Origin of the sequence: Nesterenkonia halotolerans, from assembly GCF_014874065.1 — a bacterium.
Taxonomy (GTDB): domain Bacteria; phylum Actinomycetota; class Actinomycetes; order Actinomycetales; family Micrococcaceae; genus Nesterenkonia; species Nesterenkonia halotolerans.
Window position 1 is genome coordinate 1,494,749 of the sequence record NZ_JADBEE010000001.1, and the last position, 18,075, is coordinate 1,512,823.

Annotated in this window: 14 protein-coding genes; 4 read left to right on the forward strand and 10 right to left on the reverse strand. The window is 68.1% G+C overall.

Features of this window, described 5'->3' with window-relative positions; genetic code table 11:
- Positions 1-32: 32 nt before the first annotated feature.
- Together H4W26_RS06885 and H4W26_RS06890 are read right to left on the reverse strand one after the other, a co-directional pair.
- A complete protein-coding gene (locus H4W26_RS06885) occupies positions 33-1,046 on the reverse strand; it encodes a siderophore-interacting protein (protein WP_192591348.1) in 1,014 nt (337 codons plus the stop codon).
- A complete protein-coding gene (locus H4W26_RS06890; RefSeq protein WP_192591349.1) occupies positions 1,043-2,083 on the reverse strand; it encodes an iron-siderophore ABC transporter substrate-binding protein in 1,041 nt (346 codons plus the stop codon). Before H4W26_RS06890 ends, H4W26_RS06885 begins: the two co-directional genes overlap by 4 nt.
- 117 nt (positions 2,084-2,200) lie before the next feature.
- Here H4W26_RS06890 and H4W26_RS06895 point away from each other — a divergent pair, with 117 nt between their 5' ends.
- Together H4W26_RS06895 and H4W26_RS06900 are read left to right on the forward strand one after the other, a co-directional pair.
- Complete coding sequence (locus tag H4W26_RS06895; RefSeq protein WP_225939624.1) at positions 2,201-3,271, forward strand: FecCD family ABC transporter permease; 1,071 nt, start codon at positions 2,201-2,203, stop codon at positions 3,269-3,271.
- Positions 3,268-4,311 carry a FecCD family ABC transporter permease gene (locus H4W26_RS06900; RefSeq protein WP_318779796.1) on the forward strand — a complete coding sequence of 348 codons (1,044 nt, stop codon included), beginning with the start codon at positions 3,268-3,270 and terminating at the stop codon, positions 4,309-4,311. Before H4W26_RS06895 ends, H4W26_RS06900 begins: the two co-directional genes overlap by 4 nt.
- A gap of 93 nt (positions 4,312-4,404) precedes the next feature.
- Here the strand turns inward: H4W26_RS06900 and H4W26_RS06905 are convergent, their stop codons facing one another.
- Together H4W26_RS06905 and H4W26_RS06910 are read right to left on the reverse strand one after the other, a co-directional pair.
- Positions 4,405-5,991 carry an amidohydrolase gene (locus H4W26_RS06905; RefSeq protein ID WP_192591350.1) on the reverse strand — a complete coding sequence of 529 codons (1,587 nt, stop codon included), beginning with the start codon at positions 5,989-5,991 and terminating at the stop codon, positions 4,405-4,407.
- Between the two features lie 11 nt (positions 5,992-6,002).
- Positions 6,003-6,674: an FMN-binding negative transcriptional regulator gene (locus H4W26_RS06910; RefSeq protein WP_192591351.1), complete on the reverse strand. Its 672-nt coding sequence runs from the start codon at positions 6,672-6,674 to the stop codon at positions 6,003-6,005.
- Between the two features lie 57 nt (positions 6,675-6,731).
- On the opposite strand from H4W26_RS06910, the gene H4W26_RS06915 reads away from it, so the two are divergent.
- Complete coding sequence (locus H4W26_RS06915) at positions 6,732-8,243, forward strand: M14 family zinc carboxypeptidase (RefSeq protein WP_192591352.1); 1,512 nt, start codon at positions 6,732-6,734, stop codon at positions 8,241-8,243.
- A gap of 52 nt (positions 8,244-8,295) precedes the next feature.
- Here the strand turns inward: H4W26_RS06915 and H4W26_RS06920 are convergent, their stop codons facing one another.
- Positions 8,296-11,889, reverse strand: a complete 3,594-nt coding sequence (locus H4W26_RS06920; RefSeq protein WP_192591353.1) for a proline dehydrogenase family protein — start codon at positions 11,887-11,889, stop codon at positions 8,296-8,298.
- 149 nt (positions 11,890-12,038) lie between these two features.
- Here H4W26_RS06920 and H4W26_RS06925 point away from each other — a divergent pair, with 149 nt between their 5' ends.
- Complete coding sequence (locus H4W26_RS06925) at positions 12,039-13,484, forward strand: GntR family transcriptional regulator (RefSeq protein ID WP_192591354.1); 1,446 nt, start codon at positions 12,039-12,041, stop codon at positions 13,482-13,484.
- Between the two features lie 13 nt (positions 13,485-13,497).
- Here the strand turns inward: H4W26_RS06925 and H4W26_RS06930 are convergent, their stop codons facing one another.
- From H4W26_RS06930 to H4W26_RS06950, 5 genes are all read right to left on the reverse strand, one after another.
- A complete protein-coding gene (locus tag H4W26_RS06930) occupies positions 13,498-14,055 on the reverse strand; it encodes a dihydrofolate reductase family protein (RefSeq protein ID WP_192591355.1) in 558 nt (185 codons plus the stop codon).
- A 102-nt stretch (positions 14,056-14,157) separates the two neighbouring features.
- Positions 14,158-14,949, reverse strand: a complete 792-nt coding sequence (locus H4W26_RS06935) for an ABC transporter ATP-binding protein (protein WP_192591356.1) — start codon at positions 14,947-14,949, stop codon at positions 14,158-14,160.
- A gap of 37 nt (positions 14,950-14,986) precedes the next feature.
- Positions 14,987-16,474 carry an HNH endonuclease signature motif containing protein gene (locus H4W26_RS06940; RefSeq protein ID WP_192591357.1) on the reverse strand — a complete coding sequence of 496 codons (1,488 nt, stop codon included), beginning with the start codon at positions 16,472-16,474 and terminating at the stop codon, positions 14,987-14,989.
- 91 nt (positions 16,475-16,565) lie between these two features.
- Complete coding sequence (locus tag H4W26_RS06945; RefSeq protein ID WP_192591358.1) at positions 16,566-17,156, reverse strand: DUF1648 domain-containing protein; 591 nt, start codon at positions 17,154-17,156, stop codon at positions 16,566-16,568.
- On the reverse strand, positions 17,153-18,031 hold the full coding sequence (locus H4W26_RS06950) for a PhzF family phenazine biosynthesis protein (RefSeq protein ID WP_192591359.1): 879 nt from the start codon (positions 18,029-18,031) through the stop codon (positions 17,153-17,155). The genes H4W26_RS06945 and H4W26_RS06950 overlap by 4 nt, the downstream gene beginning before the upstream one ends.
- Between the last annotated feature and the right edge of the window lie 44 nt (positions 18,032-18,075).

Below are 18,075 nucleotides of genomic sequence, written 5' to 3' on the forward strand. Positions count from 1 at the left end.
CGGCCGCTTGCAGGCCGCTGCGCGAGCGCGCCTCAGGCTCCTGCGCGGCCGTGCTTCCAGTAGCCCATGAAGGAGACCTGCTTGCGGCTGAGCCCGACGTCCTTGACCAGGTGTCTGCGCAGCCCGGTGATGACCCCGGCCTCTCCGGCGAGCCAGGCGTACTCCCGGAAGCCGTCGGCGTCGGCGACCTCCCAGAGGAGGTCCCCTTCGGCGATCTCGCCGAGCTCTTCGGCTCCCGACGGAGCGCCCACCGGTTCACCGCGGGAGGGCTGCCAGGAGGAGCGACGCTGGGCGAAGATCTCGGCCCGCCGCCTGCCCCAGTTCTGCACGGCTCTGGTCAGCGGCTCACCGCGGTCGGCACCCTCGCGGGGAAGCCAATAGATCTCCACACCGGAGCGATTCACCACATCCAGCGCGTCGGCCCGGGTGGGGATCTCCAGATAGGCCTCCCCGTGGATGCGCTCCGGGAGCATCTCCAGGATGGCGCAGATCGCGGGGACCGCCGTCTCATCACCGGCGAGCAGGATGTCGCGCGCTGTGCCGGGGTTGAACTCGATGCCGCCGCCGGCCTTGGAGGACCGACCATCGGGACCGATGATGACGAGCTCGTCGCCGACCTCCGCCTGGACTGCCCAGGCAGAGGCTGGGCCCTCCGTGCCGTGGACCACGAAGTCCACGTCGATCTGATCCTGACGCGGCCTGATGCTTCGTGCGGTGTAGGTCCGGATCGGGTTGCGCTCGGCGTCGGGAAGCTGCCTCCAGGCGGTGTACCACGTCATCGCCTCCGGCTGGGGCTCGTCGAAGAGCCCCAGCTCGGGCAGCGTTCCATCGGCACGGGGAAGCAGCAGCTTGATCCGCTGATCGAGTCCGCCGGTGTAGAAGTGCCGCAGCGCCTCGTCCTGCAGGGTGAACCGCAGGAAGTTCGGGCTCAGCCGCTGCACCCGGGCCACCACCGTGCGGTAGGCGCGCTGAGGAGTGGGCTCGGCGGCCACCCCCGCAGTGGTGCTGCGAGGGGCGGCTTCGGCCAGGCTGGAGCGCAGGATCATTCTCCCAGCGTCTCCTCGATGTCACCGCTGAGCTCCTCGAGCGCGAACATCTGCGCCTCGGGCGTGCCCAGCGAGAACGCGTTCGCGATGTCATCGGTGATGACCATGGAGCGCCCGTCCTCCACGGCGGGGATGCTGTTCCAGCCCTCGTCCTCGGTGATCTCGCTGGCTTCGATGAAGATCGGGAAGCCGATGAGCAGGTCCGCGTCGAGGAGGTTCAGCTGCTCGTCGGAGATGTTCACGCTGAACTCGCCCTCGCCGCCCAGCTCGGCGACCTCGGAGTTCTGTTCGAAGCCGAGGTCCTGCATGAAGGCCACGCGACCATCGCCCTCGGTGTAGGCGCCCCAGCCCTCTGCGGTGCGGGTGGCCACGGTGACGGTCTGACCGGCCCAGTCGGGGTACTCCTCGGTGGCTGCGGCGAAGGCCTCCTCCTGCTCGGCGAGCATCTCCTCGCCGGCCTCGGACTGCCCCAGTGCGGTCGCGATCATCTCCACCTGGTCCTCAGAACCGGTGAGGTAGTTCGCACCTCCCGGCGCCACACCCACGGTGGGGGCGATAGAGCTCAGCCGGTCATAGCGCTCCTGGTCCCCGGAGCTGCGCACATCCAGGATCAGATCGGGCTCCAGGGCCGCGACGGCCTCATAGGAGAGCTCGAGCGTGCCCAGGATCTCGGGATCATCGCTGTAGGTGTTCTCCACCCAGGGCCCGATCCCGTTGGAGTCCTCGAAGCCGATCCAGTCGGAGGCGCCCACCGGCTCCACACCCAGGTCCAGGGCAACTTCCGCATCTCCCCAGCCCAGTGCGACGACGCGCTGCGGCTCCTCCTCCACGGTAACCTCGCCGAACTCGGTCTCCACCGTGGCGGGGAAGGCTCCTGCCGACTCCGCGCTCTCCGTGGACTCGCTCTCCTCGGTCCCGGCATCTTCCTCGGCCGAGGAGGAGCAGCTGGTCAGGGCCAGCAGGGCCGCCGCCGCGACGGCGATGCCGGTCGCAGGCGTGCGGGTGAGGGAGAGTGAAACGGGGCGTGATCCGCGCAAGAGGATCCTCCTAGTGGTGAAAGGATGTCGGGGGGCCGATTGACCGCCCCACCAGAATAGAACAAATTAGAGAACGAGACAGTACCTATTTTCTACTAAGGCTAGACTAATCCCGGCATGACGGCAGAATCACGCACCCTGAGACGCCCCGGACGCCCCGGCATGCATCCGCATGCCCTGGGGCGCAGCGCCACGCCCAGGACCCGCTTCGCGCTGGTGGCAGGTCTGCTCGTGCTGCTTCTGCTGGGACTCGCCAGCATCAGCATCGGAAGTCGCGGAATCGGACTGGACACGGTCTGGGCCGCCCTGACCGGCGGGGATGTCAGCGCCGCCGATGACCATGCGATCCTCGGCCTGCGAGTGCCGCGCACCTTCGCCGCCGTCGTCGTCGGCGCTGCCCTGGCTGTGTCGGGTGCGCTGATGCAGTCCCTCACCCGCAATCCGCTGGCCGAGCCCGGGCTGCTGGGCGTCTCCGCGGGCTCCGCCTTCGCCGTGGCGATCGCCATCGTGGGCTTCGGCATCACCGCCCCGCTGGGCTATATCTGGTTCGCTCTGGCGGGCGCCTTCTTCGCCACGGTCACCGTGGCGCTGATCGGCGGGATGTCCTCCGGGCGAGTGGATCCGATGCGACTGGTGCTGGCCGGCGTCGCCCTCTCTGCAGTGCTCTCCGGGATCATTGGAGCGCTGCGCGTCTCGGATCCGCGCACCTTCAATGCGCTGCAGGTCTGGGAGGCGGGAATCCTGGCAGGCCGCGGCCTCGACGTCACGCTCACCGTGGCGCCGCTGGTCCTCGCCGCTCTGCTGGTCGCGCTGCCCCTGGGCAAGGGCCTGAACACGCTGGCGCTGGGCGATGAGCTGGCGGCCGCTCTGGGGGTGTCGCTCTGGAAGACCCGGGTGCTCAGCATCCTGGCGATCACCGTGCTGGCCGGCGGGGCGGCCGCCATCGCCGGACCCATCGCCTTCATCGGTCTGATGGTGCCGCACGCCGCGCGCTGGTTCGCCGGGGCCGATCAGCGCTGGGTGCTGCTGCTCTCGATGGTCTTCGGTCCGATCCTCATGCTCACTGCCGACATCATCGCCCGGCTCATCGTCTGGCCCGGGGAGATGCCGGTCGGCCTGGTCAGTGCGCTGATCGGCGCCCCCGTCCTGGTGCTGCTCATCCGGCGGCGGAAGGCGCTGAAGCTGTGACGGCGGACCTGCACCCTCGACCCACGAAGCCACCCCGGCTGACCCACCGGCCCGTCCGTTCGATGCTGGTGGGTGCGGGCCTGTGCCTAGCGCTGATCATTCTGAGCATCATCGCGCTGGGAATGGGCGACTACCCGCTGAGCCCTCCGGAGGTGCTGACCGCGCTGACCGGAGCCGGGGACTTCGACTCCACGGTGGTGCTGCAATGGCGACTGCCCCGGATCACCGCCGCACTGGTCTTCGGTGCCGCGCTCGCGGTCTCCGGAGCGCTGTTCCAGACCCTGACGCGGAATCCGCTGGGCTCCCCGGACATCATCGGCTTCTCCACCGGCGCGTATACCGGCGTGCTGCTCGCCACGGTCGGGATCGGCGGCGCGACCCTGGCGAACGGCCTGATCGGCACCGCGCTCGGCGCACTGATCGGGGGGCTGGGCACAGCGCTGCTGGTCTATTTCCTGGCCTACCGGCAGGGCGTGCAGGGCTTCCGACTGATCGTGGTCGGCATCGGCGTCACCGCCGCGCTGCATGCGGTGAACTCCTGGATCCTGCTGCGCGCCCAGACCGAGACCGCGATGGGCGCCGCGATCTGGGGCGCCGGCTCGCTGGGGCTGACCAGCTGGGCGGATGTTCTCCCGGCCATCGGGATCGTGCTGGCGGTGCTTCCGCTGCTGCTGATGACCGTGCGACCGCTGCGTCAGCTGGAGCTCGGGGACGACGTCGCCGCCTCTCACGGGGTCAAGGTGGAGCCCACCCGCCTGGTGATCTTGGGAGTCGGGGTGCTGCTCACCGCTCTGGTCACCGCCGCCACCGGCCCCATCGCCTTCGTCGCGCTGGCTGCCCCACAGATCGCCCGGCTGGTCGCTCGCTCCCCCGGCATCCCGCTGGTGCATTCCGCGCTCATGGGAGCACTGGTGCTGCTGGGGTCCGACATGATCGCGCAGCAGGCGCTGGCGCAGCCGATTCCCGTCGGCATGGTGACGGTGATCCTGGGCGGCGGCTATCTGGCGGCGCTGCTGGCGTACCAGGCACGTCGGGACTGATCCGGCACTGCCGGCGCCTCAGCCCCGGCGTGCGCCTCAGTCGGCACCTCAGCCGATAACTCAGCACCAGCCGGCGCCTCAGCTGAGCCCGTCTCAGCTGAGCCCGTCGTAGGTCAGCCGGCCGCCGAGCAGCGTGGCGGAGACTCCCATCTCGCGCAGCCCTGAGGCCGTGGGATCGGTCATCGTGTCGATCAGCGGATCGCTGTCCACCAGCACCAGATCGGCCACATCCCCGGTGCGTACGTGCACCGACTCCGTGCGCGTCGCTGCGGCGAGCGCGGTCGCGGGGTCCAGCCGCTGCTCCGGGTGCCACGCGGTGCGCCCGTCCCGGCTTCTCCCCACTGCGGCCGCCATCGCCACCCAGGGATCCAGCGGCGCCACCGGCGCGTCGGAGCCCAGCCGCAGCTTCACTCCCGCGCGGCGCATCGCCTCCAGCGGGAAGGCGCGATCGGTGCGCCCCGCCCAGAAGGCGTCGGCCACATCTCGGTCGTCCATTGCGTGCTCGGGCTGCACGCTGGCGGTGAGGCCGAGCTGGGCGAAGCGCGGGATGTCCTCCCAGCGCAGCAGCTGAGCATGCTCGATCACCCCGGGCATCCGCAGCGCCTCGAAGGCGTCGAGCACGGCGGTGTTCGCGCGGTCACCGATCGCGTGGATGGCCGCGCCGATCTGGGCGTCCCGAGCCTTGCCCATCACCTCCTGCAGCTCCTCCATCGGCACGGTCTGCATCCCGCAGCTGTGCGGGTGCATCAGGTCCAGATCAGGGTAGGGCTCCCAGCACCAGGCGGTCCGCGTGTTCAGGGAGCCGTCCGAGATGACCTTCAGCGGCCCCATGGTGACCAGCCCGCGCTCATCGAGCACATCGCCGGTCTTCAGCCCCGCGGAGATCGCCGCCTCCAGGGAATCGGGCCACACCGAGACCTCCACGCGCAGCGAGTCGACCCCCGCCGCTGTGCGCAGCGGCCACTGTCCGATGTTGTCGGCGTTCTCGAACTCGACGATCCCGACCACTCCGCGCCGGGCCGCATCGACTGCGGTCTTGGCGTAGATCTCGTGAGTCAGCGCCGCGGGGTCCTGCAGCTGGTCCATCACGGCGAAGGACTCCCCCTCGCGGAGCAGCCCGCTGGCGTCTGTGGTCACGTCCAGTTTCGCCTGCAGCGCGGAGTTCAGCCACATGCAGTGCAGATCACCGCTGATCAGACCCACCGGAACGGAGCCCGTGGCTTCATCGAGGCAGGCGAGCGTGGGCTGATCCGGCCACAGCCCGTCGCGGAACCCATAGCCGACGACGACGGAGCTCGCCGCCGTCCGCTCATCGGCCAACGCGCCGCGGACCAGCTGGAGCACGTCTGCGGCACTGTTCGTGTCCGCGAGGTCGAGACGCTGGCGCTGGATGACCCACTGGGTGAAGTGGACGTGGTGGTCCCAGAGTCCGGGGATGAGGAACCGGCCTGCCGCGTCGAGGCTCGGGGCAGCGGAGGACGGGACGGCGAAGGACGGGGCAGCAGCTCCGTCGGCGGGTTCCGGGGCGGAACCTGCCGGAACCAGCGCCATCACACGGCCCTGCGCGAGATGGGCGTCCAGAAGCGCTCCCCCACCCGCGAGGCGCACATTGCGCAGCACGAGCGGGTCAGGTGACGTGATGGGAGCGCCGGTCGTCCCGGGACCCGAGACTGTCTGCATGTTCTGTCGACTCATTCGGGGCCCTCGAGCTTCTCGGTGTTGAGCTTCTCGGTGTTGACACGTTCCATCCGATCCGCGAGCGCCGGGCTGGAGTACGGGCCCGGTGCACGCAGCTGCTCGATGATGTTGCGCACGGATTCTGCGGGCTTGTCCTGGTTCATCTTTTCCTTGGCCTCGAGGCGAGTGATGCGCATCCTGAATCCGACCGTCCCGCGCACGATCCGCTGGGCGTATTCACTGTTCTCCTCGGTGGAGTCGAGCAGGTGCGGGTCAGGCAGCGGCGACTCGAAATGTTCCACCAGTCGATGCAGCACCGCGAGATTCTCCGCATCCGAGAGCACCTCGGGCACGCCGTAGAGGTGCGCGGTCGCGAAGTTCCAGGTGGGCACGTTGGGTCGGTAGCCGTACCAGCTCGGAGAGATGTATCCGTGGGGTCCCTGGACGATGGCCAGCAGCTCGCCAGACTCGCCGTCGCCGCCCAGCCCGAGCTTGACCTCGTCCGGCCGGCCCACGTGGCTGAGCAGGACGAGCTCGTCGTCGTCGGACTCTTCGAGCATCACCGGGTAGTGGGAGGCGATGAGCCCTGCCGGGGTGTTCGCCACGAAGATGCACCACGGGTGCGCCCTGATGAGCTCTTTGATGCCCGCAAGGTCTTCGAGGGCGTAATCAGGGTTTTGGCGCATCCCACTAGGATAGGGAGCTGCCTCGACCGCCTCCAATTTTTCTAAGGATCCACGACGATGCACTCCCGCGGGATCACCACCGCTCCGGCGCCGCTGCGCCGTGAGGAGATCCTGGATCGGGCCGCGGGACTGCCGGAGGTCCACCACTACCCCAGTGTCGATGAGCTGAATCAGGCCTTCGCCGAGCTGGAGGCCGCGCATCCGGAGCTGATGGACGTCAGACAGCTCGGGCATTCACGCGCTGGGGACCCGATCCTGCTCTACACCGTGGACGGCGGGCCGACCGCTGAGTTGAGCGGCCTGCTGGCCGGGGGCGTGCATCCGAATGAGCCGATCGGCTCCTGGACGATGCTTCATCTCGCCCGCGAGCTGCTCCGTGATCCTGACCTTCGCGGCCGGCTGGGGGCCAGCTGGCACTTCCTGCCCTGCGCCGATCCCGATTCCATGCGACTCAACGAGGGCTGGTTCCACAGTCCGGGTGAGCGGGGTCGGTACTTCCAACACTTCTACCGTCCCGCCGGACCGGAACAGGTGGAGTGGACCTTTCCCTTCAAGTACAAGAGTGCGCACTTCGATGCGATGCTGCCGGAGACCCGGGCGCTGCAGCGCGCGATTGACCTGAGCCGGCCGGATTTCTACATGCCGCTGCACAACGCGGAGGCCGGCGGGGCGTACTACTACCTCTCGGACGCGATGCAGCCGCTGCACGAGCTTCTCGGCGAGCTGCCGCAGGCGCTCGGCGTCCCGCTGCACCGAGGAGAGCCCGAGGGGGCGCATTTCGAGGTGCTGGCACCGGGGATCTTCGCCATGGGCACGCTCGAAGAGGCCTACGACTGGATGGAGGCCCTGGGGCTCGACCCCTTCCCCGAGGGCTCGGCGGGTGAATCCTCCACCGGATACGCGAGAACCCACGGCACAATCTCGATGGTGGCGGAGATGCCGCTGTGGAAGCATCCCGGCGCCGACGACGTCACCCCCACGCACCGCAGCTACGCGTGGCTGCTTCAGGACCAGGCCGAGGAGCTCGCCGCGGCAGGAGAGCTGCTCATGGACCTGCTGCGACGCTTCGATGAGCTGCCGCGCCGGTTCGACTCCGCCGAGCCGCCGCTGCTGCGCGCCAGCCGCGCCTTCCTGCCGCTGCTGGCCCAGGCGGCACTGTCTCAGCGCGCCCGCGCGGACGATGAGGCCTCCCAGCGTCTCGCGACGGTGGCCGAGGTGCACGGGGTCCAGGGCATCCTGCACATGCTTCGGCTGCGCTTCGGCGGCATGTTCCTGCGCGCGCTCCGCGACGCGGCGCATGAGGAGCCGGGCACAGTGAATGAGGAGACCGGCTCGGTGAATGACGAGCCCAGCTCAGCCGCGCGTGTCACGCCCCTCGTCACCGAGCTTGAACCAGTCTACGCGCGCTGGCTGGACGAGGCCCTCACCGAGGAGGCCGAGCTGCAGGTCATTCCGATCAAGGATGCCGCCGGCCTGCAATACGGCTCGGTCCTGGCGCTGGCGGCGCATACCCTGCGCCAGCGCCAGGACCTCGCTGCGTCTGTGAGCGACCAGCGCGCCGAGGCCTGACGACCAGCGCACCTGAATGTGACCAGCGCGCCGCTGCCCGACCCGCGCCTGCTCAGCGCGCCTGCACCAGCTCCTCCGCGAGCCGATGGAAGTCCCGCGCCGGGTTTCCGAAGCGGTGCAGCGTCATCGACACCGCCTGCTCCTTGACCCAGTAGCGCAGCTCGACCCGGCCGGATGCCGTCACCTCATCGGCGAGCAGCGCGACCTCCGGGCGCTCCGCCAGCTGCTGCTGGAGCTTGAGGTCCAGCGTCCCGACCATGCGCACCCGCACTCCGACGCCGCGATCGTGCGCGCCGTCGGCCAGCTCGGTGGAGAATCTGCGCGCAGACTCCTCCTGGACCCGCAGGTCCATGGCGCGCCGTCCCAGCTCCACGGCCTTGGCGGTCTTGCCCGGGAGGCCCGGCTCCGCCGAGATCTCCACGGTGGCACCCGCACGCTGCGCGGCGAGCAGGACGCGCAGCACCTGCGCGGCCGAGGCATCGACGCCCACGCGCAGCAGCACGTCTTCACCCAGGTAGCGGAAGATGTTCGCCTCGCTGTCCAGCCCGGTGTGGTCCTTGGGCTGACCGAACTCCTCGTTCCACCAGTGCTGATCGTCTGCCGCGGCGGCGGCGAGCCAGGCACGGTCGGCCCCGGAGACCACCCCGGCGCTGACAGCCAGGTCCAGCAGGGACTTCACCTCGGGTGCAAGCGCTGCGCCTGCGGAGCCACTGGTGACCGAACCGGCGCTCCCGGCGTCGTCGTCCTCCCAGCGGCCGAAGAGCATCACGTAGTTGGGGCCGCCGGCCTTGGAGCCGAGGCCCACCGAGGACTGCTTCCAGCCGCCGAAGGACTGGCGCTGCACGATGGCGCCGGTGATCCCGCGGTTCACGTAGGCGTTGCCCACCTGCACACGGCTGAGCCATTCGCTCACCTCAACTGGTTCCAGCGAGTGGATGCCGCCGGTGAGGCCAAAGTCGACCTGGTTCTGCAGCGCGATGGCCTCATCCAGGTCCGTGGCGTTCATCAGACCCAGCACGGGGCCGAAGACCTCGGTCAGGTGGAAGAACGACCCCGGCTTCACGCCGTCCTTGATCCCCGGAGACCAGAGCAGCCCGGTGTCATCGAGCTGCTTGGGCTCCAGCAGCCAGGACTCCCCGGGCTCGAGCGAGGTCAGCGCGCGCTTCAGCTTGTCGCTGGGGTCCTCGGTGAGCGGGCCGACGGTGGCGGAGAGGTTGCTCGGGAAGTCCACGACCATGGAGGAGGCGGCGTCGACGAGCTGGCGGCGGAACCGCTCGGAGTCGTAGACGCTTCCGACCAGGATGCCCAGCGAGGCGGCCGAGCACTTCTGGCCGGCGTGCCCGAAGGCGGAGGTCACCAGATCGGCCACTGCCAGATCGCGGTCGGCGGAAGGCGTAATGACCAGGGAGTTCTTCCCCGAGGTCTCAGCGTTGATCTGCAGCTGCGGCTTCCAGGAGCGGAACATCGCGGCGGTCTCTGAGGCGCCGGTGAGGATCACTCGATCCACGCCGTCGTGGGAGACCAGACGCTTGCCGTCCTCACCCTCGAAGGGGTAGACGCCGTGGAGCACCTCGCGGGGCACGCCGGCCTCCCAGAGCGCGTCGAGGATCGCCATGGAGCAGTGCGGGGTGTGGTTCGAGGGCTTGTGGATCACCGCGGCACCGGCCGCGAGCGCCGCGAAGGTTCCCCCGGCGGGAATGGCCAGCGGGAAGTTCCACGGCGGGGTGATCAGCACGAGGCGATCAGGGATGAAGGTGGCGTGTTCGACCTTCTCGATCTCCAGTGCGCTGTGCGCGTAGTACCGGGCGAAGTCGATGGCCTCGGAGATCTCCGGGTCGGTCTGCGCCACCGATTTGCCGACCTCCGCGGCAGCGATGGAGACCAGGTGACCGCGGCGCGAAGCGAGGATGTCGGCAGCCCGGTAGAGGATGCGAGCACGTTCGACGGCGGGGCGTGCCGCCCACTGCTCGCCTGCCGTGCGGGTCTGGGCGACGAGCTCGTCGATGCGGTCGCCGCTGATCTTCTCCGGCAGCGACTGCTTCTCCAACCATCCGGGCTCCCCGGCACGCGCGAGCGCCTCGGCTGCCCAGCGCTGGTTCGCCGGCAAAGCGGGGTCGGTGTCGGGCTCGTTGACGAAGTCCGGCAGTGCGGCGTGCTCCTGCCCCTGAGGCGGCACGGTCTCGGCTGTGCGGTCCTGGGTATGGGCAGGACTCGGTGCAGTATGCCCGTTCGTGTCCAGGATCTCTTCGAGCAGCTGGAGGGACTCCTTGAATCGCTTGGCCTCGCGCTCGAAGACCTCGCTGCCGCGGCCCTGGGCGTCGACCTCGAGCTCGAAGATGCCGGACATGAAGTTCTCGCTCGCGGCGTTCTCCTCCAGCCGGCGGACCAGGTAGGAGATCGCGACGTCGAACTCAGCCGGGCGCACCGCCGGGACGTAGAGCAGGAGCTGGCCGACGTCGGCGCTCACCGCCTCTGCCTGTTCCGTGGCCATGCCCTGGAGCATCTCGAACTCCATCTGCTCGGTGACGCCGCGCTGGGCGCCGAGCAGGTGGGCGAAGGCGATGTCGAAGAGGTTGTGACCGGCCACGCCGATGCGCACACCGGCCATGTTCTCGCTGGTCAGCAGCCAGTGCAGGACGAGCTTGTAGTTTGCGTCGGTGGCTTCCTTGGAGTCGCAGGTGACCTGCGGCCAGCCCGCGATCTCGGCGTGGACCTTTTCCACCGCAAGGTTCGCGCCCTTGACGAGCCGGATCTTGATCCCGGCTCCTCCGGAGGCGACCCGGGCGTTGGCGAACTCGGCAAGCTCCTGGACTGCTCCCAGCGCGTCCGGCAGATACGCCTGCAGCACGATGCCGCCCTCGTAGTGCTGCAGCTCGGGACGGGAGAGCAGGGTCTTGAAGACCGCGATGGTCAGGTTCAGATCGCGGTACTCCTCCATGTCCAGGTTGATGAACTTGGACCCCTCGGGGGCCTTCGCAGCCTCCTGGTACATAGGGATCAGCCGCTCGACCACATAGTCGACGGTCTGCTGGAAGCCCCACATGGAGATCTGTGAGGCGATGGACGAGACCTTGATCGAGACGTAGTCGACGTCGTCGCGGCGCAGCAGCTCCACGGTGTCCTGCAGGTGCTTGTCCGCCTCGACCTCGCCGAGCACGGCCTCGCCGAGCAGATTGATGTTCAGCCGGTGGCCGTCCTGCTTGATGGTGGCGACGGCCTTGCCGAAGGGCTTGTCCCGCGCGTCGACGACCATGTGTCCGACCATCGACCGCATGCGAGCCCGCGCCGCAGGCACGACGACGTCGGGAAGCACCTTCGCCAGCGCACTGCCGGTGCGGATCTGCGCCCGATCCAGCGTCGAGAGCGTATCGGGAGCCAGCTCACCGAGTTCAGCCAGAGCCGAGGCGGCGGCCTTGGTGTCCTCAGTGCGGATGACCCGGTCGACGAAGCCGACGGTGAAGTCCAGACCGTTGGGGTGGGACAGCACGGCGGAGAGTCGCTGGGCAGACTTGTCAGCCGCGGCGTGATTCTTGCTCGGCTTGGTCGAGCCTGCTTCCTTGGCTGGGCTGGGCTGCAGCCAGCGAGTGACCTTGCTGATGGCCGCCTCGGCGATCTCGGTGAGCTCGGTGGTGTTCACAGTGGACATCGGGGCCTCAATTCACGCGGTGCTGCGACTGCAGCTCTCGGGTAGCTCAATCTGCTGACTTCAAGTGTGGGCTGTGGCACAAGGCGCTGGCACGGTTCAGCAGAGATTCTCGGTACCACTTGAGTCAGAAATCGGCGATGATGATAGGCATGACCACCGCCGGCAGAGGCCGCCCCCGCGTCCAGGACATGGCCGATGACATCGTGGCGAGCGTGCTGGCGACCGCCGGGGCCCGAGTGAGCACCCCAGATTTCTCCACGCGCCGGGTGGCCGAGCTGACCGGACTGAGCCAGTCGCTGGTCAGCCGATCCTTCAGACGCCTCCGCCGAGTCGCAACCCCGCGCGGCACGGAGGCAGCCGGCGTCGCTGAACCTGTTGTGCTGGCAGAGGTGAGCGTCCGCTTCCCACAGATCCTGGTGCGGTTCGAAGCGGCGACTGCCGCTGGGACGGTTGAGCCGGGGTCTCTGCCAGCCCGCGGAACGCACGCTGGCAGGGCCGAGGCAGAGCGCCGGGCCACTGCCCTGATGGCCGCGCTGCGTGTCTCCGAGGCCGGGACCTGGCGGGTGCGGGAGGCGAAGACGCTGCGCGACGCGCCGGACCCGAGGGCCGCAGCGGAGTCGCCGACTTCCCCCACCACGACTCAGGCACCCGAGGCACGGTGGGACCCCCGTCAGGAGCAGAGCTGGGAGCAGTTCCTGGATCGCGTGGCCACGCTGCTCTCTCGCTGCGAACCCGGCCCGGACGCGATTCCGGGGGATCTGCTCGATCTCCTCGCACGCCGGGCGGGGCGCGGCCTTCACGGCACGCAGTGGCGTCGGACGCCTCACTCACGAGAAATTCATCAGAATTCTGACTCAACAGAGTCGGTCGACTCGGTCCTGATGGAACCCGAGCGGTCTCCACGAAACACCTGGTTCGCCCAGGTCGAGCTCTCGGTGACCGAACAGATCGCCATCGCGCTGCGCAAGGAGATCACGAACTCGGGATTCCGACCCGGCGACAGGCTTTCCCCGGCAACGCTTGCGGATCGCCTCGGGCTTCGCCGCACCGTGGTGCGCACCGCGATGCGGCGGCTGGTCGATGACGGCCTCCTGGACTTCGACCAGGGCAGCTTCCGCATTCCCGCCGTGACGGGGGCCGATGTCGTGGATCTCTACGCCGCCCGGCTCCATGTGGGGATGGTCCTCCTGCGGGCCTGCACGGTGCAGCCCCGACACAGGCTGCTGCCCGCGAGACTCGCGCTCGGAGCTGTGGAGGCTGCTGCCTCGCAGGGGACACGGTCCGATGTCGGTCTCGCGGATCTGCAGTTCCAGCAGGAGCTCGCCGAAGCCGCGGGGCTGGGGCAGTCCGCACGAGCCTTCCACGCGCTCACTCTTCGGGTGCGGATGTTCATCGCAGTGCTGCAGCTGGACTACAGCCCAGCGGTGGAGCGGATAGTGAGCGATGATCGACGAATCCTCTCGGCGGTGCTGGCAGGAGATGCCGAGAGCGCGGTCCGCGCCTGGAGGCTCAAGCTGGACAACGCTGTGCGACACATGTCGGCGCTCGCCCCGGAATCCTTCGACGCGGAGCTCTGGTCGCGGCTGAGCCGTTGAGTGAAAGCTGGGTTCACCTCACCACGGCATAGCTCAGCTGAACCATTCCATTGCTGAATCGGTGTTCATCGAGCAGGGAGAGCGTCACCCTCTGATCCGGCAGCATGCGCAGTCCCCCGCCGAGGATGAGGGGGCACACCAACAGGTGAACCTCGTCCACAAGGCCGTGACCCAGCGCGTGGGCGGCAAGGGTGGGGCCCTCGATAGTCAGATCCTTGGCGCTCGCCTCCTTGATCCGCTGCACCTCGGCGGGGTTGAACTCGCGCTCGATCCGGGTGCGGGAGGTCGTGGGTTCGCTGAGAGTGGTCGAATAGACGATCTTCTCGGCGGCGGTCCAGATCCTGGCAAAGTCTGCCGAGCCTGGGGAATCTTCGGCCAGGGAGGGATCCGTCTCCCAGACGCTCATCAGCTCATAGATCTTCCGGCCGTAGAGGTAGGTGCCGATGTCCCGGGTCTGATCATTGATGGACTCCATGACCTCCTCATCGGGCTCTCCCCATTGGAAATCACCGGCTCCGTCGGCGACGTAGCCATCGGCCGAGACGAGCATGAAGAAGATGAGTTTTCCCACTGCGACCTCCTGAGGGTTCCTCGCCGCTGCGCAGAAGTCTCACATGGTCGGGACCCCGCATGGAAGGCTGCGCGTCTCGGCGGCGCGACCCGGCCGCAGTCTTCAGTGCACCGGCGCCTTGGGGATCATCAGCGGCTTGCCGGTCTCCGGGTCTTCGATGACGCGCGAGTCCACGCCGAAGACCTGCCGGATGGTGTCTTCGGTGCCCACCTCTTCGGCGGTGCCTTCGGCCGCGATGCGACCGTCCTTCATCGCCACGATATGCGAGGCGTAACGCAGCACCTGATTGATGTCGTGAAGGACGGCGACGAGGGTGCGGCCCTCTCGCTGGAGCCGTGCGCAGAGTTCCAGGATCTCGATCTGATGAGAGATGTCCAGGTAGGTGGTCGGCTCGTCGAGCAGCAGCAGCGGGGTCTCCTGGGCCAATGCCATGGCGATCCACGCCCGCTGCCGCTGTCCGCCGGAGAGGGCGTCAACCTCACGACTCGCGAGCTGAGTCATCGCCGTGTTCTCCAGGGCTGTGCGTACCGCGGCTTCATCCTCATTGCCCCAACGCTTGAACATGTGCTGATGGGGGTGCCGACCGCGGGAGACCAGGTCGAAGACCGTGATCCCGTCAGGCGCAATGGCTGACTGCGGCAGCAGGCCCACAGTGCGGGCCAACTCCTTGGTGGGCATGTTGAAGATGGACTCACCGTCGAGAAGCACCTGGCCACCGGTGGGCTTGATGAGTCGAGCCAGACTGCGCAGCAGGGTGGACTTCCCGCACGCATTGGGGCCCATGATGACCGTGAATGACCCGTCAGGGATGGTGATGGTGAGGTCTTCCAGAACCTGACGCTCCTCGTAGCCGGAGGTCAGGCTTGCGGCGGAGAGGCGGTATTCGTCGGTCATCAGGTCCTTTGCGAAGGGGCGCGCTGCTGCGCCAAGTTTACGCCGTGGGTAAAGGCTCCCGGACCGCAGGCACGTCCAACAGACCTGCGGTCTTGAGTCGATGATGCTTGCGGCACAGCGCCCAGAGGTTTGCGGCTGTGGTCTGTCCCCTCGGCCACGGAATCCGATGATCGATATCGCAATGCTCCGCCGCCACTGTGCAGCCGGGTGCCTGACACGTGCCATCTCGGAACTCGATCACTCGGCGCAGCACCGGGGGCACGAAGCGACTTCGGTACACCCGCTCCATCACCGACTGTGAGACGTCCTCAGGCGGTGGGTCTCCGGTGCAGAGGTCACCTCGCGGGCGATTCAGGAAGCCAGTGGCCTCAAACGCCGCTGGCACCGGGGTCCACGTCAGCTGGTGCTGCTGGGCGCCTACGATTCGACGGATCATCTCCGCCGGATACGCATGGCGACGATCGCGACTCACCGCCGGCGCATCGGAAATTCCGAGGAGGCTCTCCGCAGTGATCAAGAAGCCAACGTGCCCATTGATGGGGATGTCAGAATCCGTGTCTCCTGTGAGCAGCCAACAGGTGAGAAGGTCCGCCTCGCGCTGCGCCTGCGTCCGAGGGTCCCCAGCCGCTCGAGTCGTTCCAGCCACGACACCCGTGGGCGCCGCCGCGATGCCAGTTGAGGCCGCGCCACCCGAAGAGGTGCTGGCCCCCTGGACGTGGAGCGATGTCCACCAGGCCTCCTCGGAGACCCGTGTTTCATCCGCCTCGTTCACGTGGCCCAGGCCGAGCCAGTCGGTCGCACCCCCAGCACTCCCGGCACCCCCAGCACCCCCGGCACGACCGGCATCGACCTTCTGGACCAGCGGGCGTTCGACGCAGGGGTCGTAGGGCACAGCCTGCTGGGGGCTGCGAGCAACGTTCACCAGGCGGTTCTTGATCGCCTCCGCCGTGAGCGTGGGAAGCATCGCGTGCAGGATGCTGAGTCCGTCGTCGAGGTGCTCCAGCCAGACTCGGCGCTCCACAAGACCCTGGTGGCACCGTCGAGCCTGGTGCTCCGGCTCCACCCGAGCCACGAAGCGCGAGAGCCAGGCATTGAGCTGTGCCGGACGATGACTCACGGCGTAGGCGGCAGCATCGCGATCCAGCCGTTCCAGGTTGACCGGCGACTGCAGCTTCTCCGCCGCCGAGACCACCCGGAGCAGCGAACGCACGGGGATGTCCCCGCGGCGCGTGCAGTCCCAGACCACAGGCAGATGCTGGCGTGCGAATCGCGCCTGCTGGTACTGGCTGAACACGTGACCCTCGCCGGCTGCCAGCGCCTCGGCCGCGTTCATGATGGCAGCGGACTCGACGGTGGCGCGACCCCGAGCTGTTCGCATGAGATGCGGGTCGATGACCTCGGTCTCACGAAGGAAGGACTCCACGTAGTTCACAAGGATCCTGAGCTGCTCAGCCTGCGCCTGATTCAGCCTCCGCTGTGACTCCCACAGCGGCTCAGACATCGGGTCAGTCAGTACTGCCTTCATGATTCGAATATACCTTCGAATCGAATGGAGCACAATAGTCCAGACGCTGCCTCTTTGATCTCATTTGGTGATTCTCGCAGCGCTCATCAGCCTATTGGCAGGAGCGAGCTCCAACCGGGGGCGGACGGTACCGGCCCCCGGTGAACATGAGAATAAACTGCACGGTCAGCGCCAGAATGTAGCCCACGACGCCTATGGTGAGGGCGGCCCCAGCTGCGCCGTCGCCCGCTTCACCCCCGTCAGCAACCGCCGCGACCCCGCCTGCATTCTCTGCGACGCCCAGCAAGACGGCCGCCAACCAGCTCAGCAGCAGGAAACTGATACCGAGCATCAGCTCGAGATCCGAGATCAACCGCGCATTGAGCTCGGGGCGACGTTCCGGCGTCGTCCAGTATCTCTGCCCCGACTCAGAGGGCAGTGAGAGAACCTCCGGACCCAGCCGCGGGATCATCCAGCGGCACCCCCAGGCGAGTCCCATCAGCAGCAGACCAGTCACGATCTCGACGGTGAGCACCCAGGCCTTCGACTCCCATCGCGTGACGTCGCCGCTGATGCCGAAGTGGGCGGGCATGGAGTCGGACCCCACCAGCGCCGTCCACCCCAGCACAGCCGCGTAGATCAGCGCCGAGACCCAGAAGACACAGCTCCCCACCCGGACTCGCCGGGTGGGCGCGGTGCTCACTGCTCAGGGGCCTCGACGTTCTCGACCGGAATGTCGATGCTTCCGCTGATGGCCACATGCGTGCGACCGCCGACCCACAGCGCCTCACCCTCACCCTCGATGTGCACGCGACCGCGTCGCTGCAGCACCGTGCCCTGACTGCTCACGTACGGCGGTGACATGCGCCCGGAGTACTCCAGCCACTGCGCCACCGAGGCGTTCAGGCTTCCGGTCACCGGGTCTTCGCGCAGCGCCCCGGTGTCATCGGGGAAGAAGGCGCGCAGCTCCAGCGCCGTCGCGGAACCTTCGGGCTGGACGCCGACGACGCCGAGGAACCGGTACTCAGGCTCCGGAATCTTGGTGACATCCGGGGTCACCGCGAGCACCGTCGCCGCACTGTCGAGGAGCACCGCGACCCAGCCTGGGCCGTTGTCCACCCACGCCGCATCCACCACCTGGTCCTCGGTCACGCCCAGCGCATCGGTGAGCATCTTGCGCGCCGCTCGGGAGACGGGCCCCGAACGCACCAGGCCCGGAGCGCCGAAGGACAGCGTGTCCTCGCCGATATGCACCGGGACCAGCCCCACACCACACTCCTGGACGACGACGCCGGCCGATCGCGGCTCGTTCCCGAGGTCCAGCCAGGCGCGTGCGGCGCCCAGGGTGGGGTGCCCGGCGAAGGAGAGCTCCGTGTCCAGGGCGAAGATGCGCACCCGATAGTCCGCCTCAGCGGTCGTGGGAGGGAGCAGAAAGGCGCACTCGGAGAGGTTGGTCCAGCGCGAGATGGCGCGCATCTGCTCATCGCTCAGGTCCTGCCCCTCCGCGATGACCGCGACCGGGTTGCCCGTGAATGGTCCGTCACCGAAGACGTCGACCTGGAGAAATGGCTTCAACATGGACCCATCTTAGGCAGAGTCCTGACCTCGGCCGACCGCGGGCC

Coding starts and splice junctions, on each gene's coding strand:
- H4W26_RS06885 (WP_192591348.1), bottom strand. CDS start 1,046: ATGATCCTGCGCTCCAGCCTGGCCGAAGCCGCCCCTCGCAGCACCACT.
- H4W26_RS06895 (WP_225939624.1), top strand. CDS start 2,201: ATGACGGCAGAATCACGCACCCTGAGACGCCCCGGACGCCCCGGCATG.
- H4W26_RS06905 (WP_192591350.1), bottom strand. CDS start 5,991: ATGCAGACAGTCTCGGGTCCCGGGACGACCGGCGCTCCCATCACGTCA.
- H4W26_RS06910 (WP_192591351.1), bottom strand. CDS start 6,674: ATGCGCCAAAACCCTGATTACGCCCTCGAAGACCTTGCGGGCATCAAA.
- H4W26_RS06915 (WP_192591352.1), top strand. CDS start 6,732: ATGCACTCCCGCGGGATCACCACCGCTCCGGCGCCGCTGCGCCGTGAG.
- H4W26_RS06920 (WP_192591353.1), bottom strand. CDS start 11,889: ATGTCCACTGTGAACACCACCGAGCTCACCGAGATCGCCGAGGCGGCC.
- H4W26_RS06925 (WP_192591354.1), top strand. CDS start 12,039: ATGACCACCGCCGGCAGAGGCCGCCCCCGCGTCCAGGACATGGCCGAT.
- H4W26_RS06935 (WP_192591356.1), bottom strand. CDS start 14,949: ATGACCGACGAATACCGCCTCTCCGCCGCAAGCCTGACCTCCGGCTAC.
- H4W26_RS06940 (WP_192591357.1), bottom strand. CDS start 16,474: ATGAAGGCAGTACTGACTGACCCGATGTCTGAGCCGCTGTGGGAGTCA.
- H4W26_RS06950 (WP_192591359.1), bottom strand. CDS start 18,031: ATGTTGAAGCCATTTCTCCAGGTCGACGTCTTCGGTGACGGACCATTC.